General features: G+C 40.7%; 5 protein-coding genes. 3 read left to right on the top strand and 2 right to left on the bottom strand.

Annotation, left to right across the window (positions count from 1 at the left end; all coding sequences use genetic code 11):
• Positions 1-246: 246 nt before the first annotated feature.
• Positions 247-486: a hypothetical protein gene (locus tag DW959_RS13580; protein WP_021944676.1), complete on the top strand. Its 240-nt coding sequence runs from the start codon at positions 247-249 to the stop codon at positions 484-486.
• Positions 487-785: 299 nt separating this feature from the next.
• Here the strand turns inward: DW959_RS13580 and DW959_RS13575 are convergent, their stop codons facing one another.
• Positions 786-2,471, bottom strand: a complete 1,686-nt coding sequence (locus DW959_RS13575; protein WP_117784471.1) for an ABC transporter ATP-binding protein — start codon at positions 2,469-2,471, stop codon at positions 786-788.
• A gap of 521 nt (positions 2,472-2,992) precedes the next feature.
• Between DW959_RS13575 and DW959_RS13570 the strand changes: the two genes are divergently transcribed.
• The gene (locus DW959_RS13570) at positions 2,993-4,198 is read left to right on the top strand and encodes a lanthionine synthetase LanC family protein (protein WP_117822366.1); all 1,206 of its coding nucleotides are present in this window, start codon (positions 2,993-2,995) and stop codon (positions 4,196-4,198) included.
• A 24-nt stretch (positions 4,199-4,222) separates the two neighbouring features.
• On the opposite strand, the gene DW959_RS13565 is transcribed toward DW959_RS13570, so the two are convergent.
• Complete coding sequence (locus DW959_RS13565; RefSeq protein WP_117808086.1) at positions 4,223-5,044, bottom strand: MerR family transcriptional regulator; 822 nt, start codon at positions 5,042-5,044, stop codon at positions 4,223-4,225.
• A 110-nt stretch (positions 5,045-5,154) separates the two neighbouring features.
• On the opposite strand from DW959_RS13565, the gene DW959_RS13560 reads away from it, so the two are divergent.
• On the top strand, positions 5,155-6,495 hold the full coding sequence (locus DW959_RS13560; RefSeq protein WP_117822365.1) for an MATE family efflux transporter: 1,341 nt from the start codon (positions 5,155-5,157) through the stop codon (positions 6,493-6,495).
• The last annotated feature ends 65 nt before the right edge of the window (positions 6,496-6,560 follow it).

Genomic DNA, 6,560 nt, shown 5'->3' with positions numbered 1-6,560 from the left:
CCCCCCCTTTTTGGAATCCTCCATGACCTCTCCTTTAAGAATGAGCCTCAGTATTAATTACTGGGGCTCAAGCCCTTTCTATACACAATTTTAATTTCTCCCGGATTTTTATTTATGATTTAATTGATACAGCAGAAGGAATGGTATAAACCGATCGCTGGATGTCGATACTCTTTTATAAAGAAAGGAAGCCGGAATGGCTTATATACATGGCGGTTTCTTTTTGTATGAAAAGAGGAATGGGATATGTTATTTAATAGAAGAAACAGGACTGCAGATCAGGTATATCCGGGGATGCGCCAAAGCCGGAAGCATGGTGTGGATAAGAAGCGCCATTTGGGTAAACAGAAGGGCGTGGATGCGGTTCAGGCAGAACTGATGGAGCATTATCAGGATTATATGGAAGAATTTGCGGATGAGCTGTCGGCGTTTGGGGTTGTGCAGGAGATGGAGAAGGACCGGGAGATGCTGGAGGATGAGCAGTAGTTTGCCTGATTCGCATATGCTCCTGCGCAAACTCGCCTCCGGCTCAAACATGCGCCCGCATATGCTGGCAAGCTGTATTTTATAACGGAAATCTTACTGATATTCATTACAGGGGATGTTCAACTAGATAATGCATCTGTGAAAAAATATGCGTACAAAGGCAATTCGAATATCTACAAAAGCAAAAACTATTTGCTTAAAATAGTATGAATTTCTGTTGGGTGGCTGTCGTTCAAACACTAAAAGCAAGAGCGCCAGCCACTTTAAATTTTTTACAAATTCAAATGTAACAAATACTATTATTGAACATTCGCATTATACAGTTCCTTAAAATAAGAATCTGTATGTAATAGTTCTTCAAAAGTCCCTTGTCCGACAATCTTCCCTTCTCTAAAGAGAATAATTCTGTCAAAACCGGCAATGGAATTTAATCTATGTGCAATCGCAATGACCGTTTTATCTTTCATTTTTTGCATAACCGATTTCATTACAATCTCTTCTGTTAAATTATCCATTGCAGATGTTGCTTCATCCAAAATGACAAGTTCAGGGTTTTCAAACCACAAGCGGGCGAAGGCAAGTCTTTGTTTTTCTCCACCTGATAAGCAGGTTCCTTTCTCACCAATTTCAGTATCTAAGCCTTCCGCAAGATTCTCAACCAAATGAGATAGTTGCACTTCACTCAATGCGTCCAGCATTTGTTCTTTTGACACGTTCTTTTCAAATACCAGATTTTCTTTTATTGTTCCATCAAAAACGGGAACATCCTGCGATATATAGCTGACTTTGTCATACAAATTATTAAGGCAAATTCCACTTAACTCCATATCACCTAAGCAGATTTCTCCCTGATTGTATTTTAGTAATCCCAGTAATATTTTAATCACAGTGGATTTTCCAGAGCCACTTTCTCCTACAAAAGCTATTTTTTGTCCCCTTTTTATGAACAGGCTCAAATCATCAATAATTTTCCGTTCTTCATATTGGAACGATAAGTTTTTTATCGCTATTTCACCAATGTCCGTATTAATTGCGTTACCATTTCTTAATTGATTATCATCTTTTAAATCTAAAAATTCTTCAAATCTCTTATAGGATGCCTTGTCCAATTTATATTGAACATAAAGTACATTAAAAATAGCGATCGGCGTGTAAGCATTTTCAATCAGCGCAATGAGTGCAACTATAGAACCCACTGTAAGATTTTTTGTTTTCCATGCGTAAAATAAAATACCAATATCTAACATTGCCACAAGTAGCGCAAATATTGTAAAAAATGCTTCATGAATCATATTCATTTTTACTTTTGATGAAACAATATTCTCTTTGGCACTACGAGTTTTCTTTATTTCACTCGGAAACTGTTTGCTCATACGGAATACCAACATTTCCATAAAGCCCCTAACCAGAAAATGATTGAATAGCTCCTCACTGTTCAAAATCTTTTCTTTTATTTTGTATAGAAACTTTAGTAGAATATTGGTTATTATAAAAATAAGCATATAGCCTACAAACAAAATATAAGTAATTATTTTATCAATCTTCCAAATAAAATATACACTAAAAACAATGGTAGGAAGTAAATCACGAATCAAACGTAACCAGAAATTGAATACTACATTTCTGCCTGCGGATGAGCCATTCTCGATCCTTTGAACAAGTTTTCCAGTACCTATTTTCTGATATTCCGTATAATCGATTGTACTTATTTTTCTAAGCGACAAAAGCTTAAAATCCAGATAAATACCATACTCCAATTTCTTTTCTGGATAATTATCCAGATAATTCATACAATAATTTACCAGCAAAATAAGACCGTAGGTTATAACTCCTGCAAATGTAAGTGTTCCAGTCGCCAATCCGTCAATAACCTTCTGAAAATAGTCCGTCTTGTAATTAGCCATAAATGCATTAAATATACCTAGTCCAATGTAAGCTAATACCCATATTCTGTTATTCTTTAGAATTTCTTTTATATAGCGCATAACTGTACTCCTTTATATATTGTAGTTCAATCATTTGGACAGTACAGTTAACGACTGCTAGCAAGTTTATTTTCACCTCAGCACAATCTGCCAACAGTTTACATCAACTGTACTGAGTAATTATCTCGGATATATTTCATATCGTTCTCACCTCTTTCAAATAAAGTATTTCCGTTAATCTTATCATATCAAGTCCCAATATTCTAGCGCCATTTCTATAATTTGTTACCAGATTTTCTTTCCCTTATTTTCCCTTATGAGAGTTCGTAAATAAGGGGAGAACGATATAACACGATACAAAATGTAATGAAAAGGACACTTAATAGTATAGTTATAGTTTGGGTGTGATTTTAAGGCTTGCTTAATTTGAAAATACATGTATAATTATCATATAGAAATACTAGGAAATAAAAGCGATGAAACAGGAATGACTGGAGAAAGAGATAATAAGCAGCGAGATAAACTGGGACAGAGTGAGAAGTTTTTACAGCATAGGATAAAGTTACAAAGGAGACGAAGATATGGCGAAGTTGATTACACCGGAGATTTTTCAAAAGAATACAGCAGAAGATTATTTGAAAGCGGCGATCGATACGGCGGAATGGATCGATACGCTGGCAATTAAGACGGAGTATGGCAGGATCTGGCAGGCTCTGCCGGAAGGACAGGATGGATACCGGGAGGATGTTCCGTTATTTACGCCGAAGAGTATGTATGACGGTTCGGCAGGTATTGGTATTTTCTTCATTCGGCTGTATGAAGCAACCGGAGACACACGCTGGCTGACTGAGGCGGAGGAAGCAGCGGCGCATATCATTGCAACGAAGGTTGGCGTGGAATGGTATCAGACGACGCTTCATTCAGAGGTAAAGGGTATTATTCCGGTTCCGGGCTGGGCGGCAGGCCCTTACAATGGCCCGGTTGGTGAGGCGTATTTCCTTGAAGACCTGTATCAGGTGACAGGAAAACAGGCGTATCGGGATTATGTATTATATGTTGCGGATGTCCTGCTTGAAGCAACAGTAACTGATAAGAGAGGACTGCATTGGAGTGATCAGGAGGATATCACCGCAGATGGCGGATTTATCGTATTCTTAGATATCCTTTACCGTAAGACCGGTATAAAGAAATATCTGGAGCTGGCAAAGGAAGGACTTACATATGCAATGAATATCGCAGTTGGAGATGAAACCGGACGATTGATTCCATATCAGGATCATCCGGTAACAGGTCCGACGTATGACAAATATTATCTCAGTACATGTCATGGCCCGGTTGGAAGTACGCTGGCATTTCGTGAACTGTATGAGATTACCGGAGAGGAGATCTACCGGAACTGGACGATCGAATTATCGCGCGGTATCGTCCGTGCCGGTGCGCCGGAGAAACATTCCTGGGGCTTCTGGAACTGCCAGTGCCAGTGCTGTGGAACAGCAGGTATTCTGGAGCATTTTGCTGCCATGTATGAATATACCGGAGAGAAAGAGTTCTATGATTATATGATCCGTACGGCTGATGTGATGCTTTCCGATTCGGATCACCGGACACCGGGACTTCGTACCTGGTATGACAGTTGGTGGAGAACGATCCCGACCAGAGTTGTGAGCTATCCGGGACTGTATGTTGGTGTGGCAGGTTGTGCATCCTCGCTACTTCGTACCTATGCGGCGCTGACAGGTAAGAAGCTGACCAACCTGTACGAATATCATTTCTTTGAGAAGTTTTAGCGGAGCCTTATATAAAAATGTAGATCATGCTTCTAAGGCTACAGTGATTTCGGTAATGTAGTCTTGCGGGTCTTCGGCAGTGAAGCTATCTATAACATTGTGTTCCAGATATTCAGAGGAAGTATGGATGTTGTGCTCATGTTTAAAGGTCATCAGGCGGTCGTAAGTATCGCCGATCGTATCCCAGTGACCGGTGTGGTAGGCGGTGAGATATTTTCCTGCAGGCAAGGTATGGACAGGAAGCCCGTAAGGCTTGTTATCTAACAACAGGGCGACATTATCATAGACAGCGTACTTATCTGATTCGATATGGGAAGCATGCTGGAAATATGCCATATCATAATCATTTTTAAAAGTAGAACCGACCGTTAGCAGAAGATTGATCAGGTCATCGGTTTTTCGATACAGTTCAGCATCTGTAGCGGTCGGTGCTTCTGCATAGAGATAGTATCGTTCCGGGAAGTCAGCAATAAAGATGGCTGTCGGATCGATCTGCATAGCGAAATGGATCTTGCTCTTTTGCTGCGAGATCCATTTTTCCATGGAGCGTAATTTGGCAATCTCCGTATTGATCTGATGTTCACGTTCTTCTAATATATGGAGCATCTTTGCCGGATCACGGTTGGCAAGCTGCTGTTTGATCTCTTTTAACGGCATACCGAGGTCTTTTAATAAAAGGATGGTGTCAAGGATCTCGGTCTGATAGATCGAATAATAGCGGTAACCATTTGGCTGGGTGAGCTCCGGCTGAAATAAACCAATCTCATCATAATGAAACAGGGTTTCTTTTGTTATTCGCATGATCCTGGCGAACTCGCCGGTCGTCATATATATCTTTTTATTCATTTGAATTTCCTTTCATTTTCAAAATTACACTTGACTATAGGGTTACCCTATAGTATATGCTTGGCTTTGTCAATTAGAAAAGTGTTATAAAACGGAGAGGACTTGTTAAAATGGGTAAATCATTAAATCGTCGCATTACGCCATGGTCGCTGCTGAGCTTTGCAGCACCGTCAATCATCATGATGGTATTTATGTCGTTGTATACCATCGTGGATGGTATCTTTGTATCCCGATTTGTCGGAAGTAATGCATTATCATCGTTAAATATCGTATATCCCGTAGTAAATGTGGCGATCGCCATTGCCATGATGCTGGCATCGGGTGGAAATGCGATCATTAGCAAATATCTTGGAGAGGGAAATAAAAAGAGAGCATGTGAGAGCCTGACTCAGTTTGTCACGGTATGTATTCTGGTCAGCCTTGTGATCGTGGTGATCAGTCAGGTGTTCCTGACAGAGATATCCAGACTGCTGGGTTCTAATGAAGTGCTTTTGACAGACTGTAAAAGTTATCTGGGAATGGTGAGCTTATTCATTCCTGCCTGTATGTTGCAAACGTTGTTTCAGATGTATCTGGTCACAGCGGGACGGCCAACGATGGGCTTGCTGCTTATGATCGGTGCAGGTATTGTAAATGCTGTTCTTGATTACGTATTGATCGTGATCTGTGATATGGGAGTTGCAGGTGCGGCACTTGCAACAGGAATCGGTCAGTGCATTCCCGCGATTGCCGGACTTGTATTTTTCATGTTCTCCAAAGGTGAGCTTCGGTTTACCGGATTCAAGCTTTCCTTGCGGGAGCTTGGACATGCCTGCTATAACGGTTCTTCAGAGATGGTATCAGAGCTTTCAAATTCTGTTGTAACGGTATTGTTCAATCTTGTTCTGATGCGTCTTGCAGGAGAAGCCGGAGTTGCGGCTATCTCGATCCTGCTGTATGGACAGTTCTTATTCAATGCATTTTATCTGGGATTTACAATCGGGATCAGTCCGATCGTTGGGTTCCAGTATGGTGCAAAGGATAAGAAGAAGCTTCGGAGTATTTATAAGATTGCATTCCTTTTTGTGGCGGTATCGGCGATTATTCTGACGGTTATCGCAGAGGCGCTTGCGACCTGGATCATTACGGTGTTCACACATGATCCGGCAACATTTGAACTGGCAGAGATCGGATTCAAGATCTTTGCGATCAATTTCCTGTTCAGTGGATTAAATATCACATCCTCCGGTTTCTTCACAGCCCTTTCAAATGGTAAGGTGTCGGCGATCATTTCATTCAGCCGGACATTTATCTTTACGGTGTTAAGCCTTCTGATCCTACCGCATTTTCTTAAGATCTATGGAGCATGGCTGGCTGTACCGATCGCAGAAGCGGTGACGCTTCTTGTGACTGTGCCGTTTCATAAGGTGTATTTTATTGGCAAGGGGGAGAAGAATTATCTGCGGGGGTAAGTAATAGTGATAAAATTTTATAAGGATAATAAAGAAATACAGTAAAGAGAAAAGCAGGGCGGTTT

The sequence above is a fragment of the Clostridium sp. AM46-21 genome (genome assembly GCF_003480025.1).
In the GTDB taxonomy this organism is placed as follows: Bacteria; Bacillota; Clostridia; order Lachnospirales; family Lachnospiraceae; genus Coprococcus; species Coprococcus ammoniilyticus.
The sequence above is the reverse complement of the archived record's forward strand: the minus strand, read 5'-3'. Positions and strand labels throughout refer to the sequence as shown.